Raw genomic sequence first — 1,272 nt, 5'->3', positions numbered from 1 at the left:
TTGACGACACGGGGCTGGCTCCGGAGCCGTCTGGCGGGCAAGAGCCTTTCCAGCAGGTCCTCTTGGAGTACTTGCAGTGCTCGGACCAGGAGCTCAGGGGGAAAAACCGCCCGGGGTGACGGTCACACTGCGGCGGGCGGAACGCAGAGTTTCGGTGAAAGAGATGCGGTCCGGGTCAAGTTGACGGGTGGCTGCGGTTCTCAGCATCAGTTCCCGCAGCGCGTGGTGGACCAGGAGGTGGGCCCAGATCTGTTGGAGGACACCGTCAGGTGTTTTGCTGCTGAGGACCACCTTCGCGCCGCGCTGGCCGGTCTTGATCTCGGCGAACACGGATTCGATCTCCCAGCGCTCACGGTAGAGCGCGGCCAGCTGCCGGGCTGGATAGCGGCGGGAGTCCAAAAGAGTGGTGACCAGGCGGTAATTGTCCGCCGCAGCGTCCCTGCCGGTGCCTTTGAGCTGGTAGGTGAGGACGCGGACCTGCACCGGGTCTCGTTTCGCCGGGTCGGTGCCGGCGTGAATGGCGGAGAGCCATGATCCGTCACGCAGTAGCTTGCGGACGGGCAGGACGCGGTTGGCCGGCACCCGCCACAACAGGTCAGCCCCGCTGGCGGTGAAGGCTCGCCACAGCGGGACGCCCAGGAACTCGCGATCGGCCAACACCAGCTGGCCCGCCGCGCAGGACCGGGGCAGGCGGCCGACGAGGGTGACCTCACCGGTCCGGCAGCCGGCGAGTTCCGCGTCCAGCACCGCATGGCTGCCCACTTCCACCAGAGCCGCCATCCGCACCTGGACGAAAGCACTGCGCTTCGTTCCGCGGCCGTTGCCGGGACGGCCGAACGCGGCCTGGTTGGCTTCGGTATCGGCGACGTCCCAGCAGGTCCCGTCGACTGCCAGCAGCCGCAGCCCCCGCCAGAATGCACCAGGCGTCGACTCGTCGGCCATCGGCTTCGCGGTCGCTGCGAACAGCACCTGAAGTGGTTCGGCCCCGAGCCGTTGCCGGGCTCTGAACAGCGAAGACTTCGCCGGAACGTGCCAGTTGCCCAGCAGTCCCAGCCCTCGCAGACCCGCGACCAGACGTCGCATGACCTCGAGATACGGGGCAGGCGAGAACAGCGCCAGCCCCAGGACGAAGTACACGACCAACCGCGCAGGAAGCAGCCGCCTACGTTGCTCTGAACGTCCGCATGCGGCCACCACCCGGTCCACCAACCCCGGCGGATACACCCAGGTCAGAAGACCAAGACCCGATAAGTCAGACGCACTCGCAGCCAC

1 protein-coding gene is annotated in these 1,272 nt (G+C 67.5%); it reads right to left on the bottom strand.

Annotated elements, in window-relative coordinates; genetic code table 11:
- Nucleotides 1-93 precede the first annotated feature (93 nt).
- Nucleotides 94-1,272: IS4 family transposase (locus PUR53_RS01815; protein ID WP_329907140.1), on the bottom strand; the 1,179-nt coding region annotated here is incomplete at its 5' end.

The sequence above is a fragment of the Streptomyces sp. SP18BB07 genome (genome assembly GCF_036322545.1).
GTDB classification, from domain to species: domain Bacteria; phylum Actinomycetota; class Actinomycetes; order Streptomycetales; family Streptomycetaceae; genus Streptomyces; species Streptomyces deccanensis.
The sequence above is the reverse complement of the archived record's forward strand: the minus strand, read 5'-3'. Positions and strand labels throughout refer to the sequence as shown.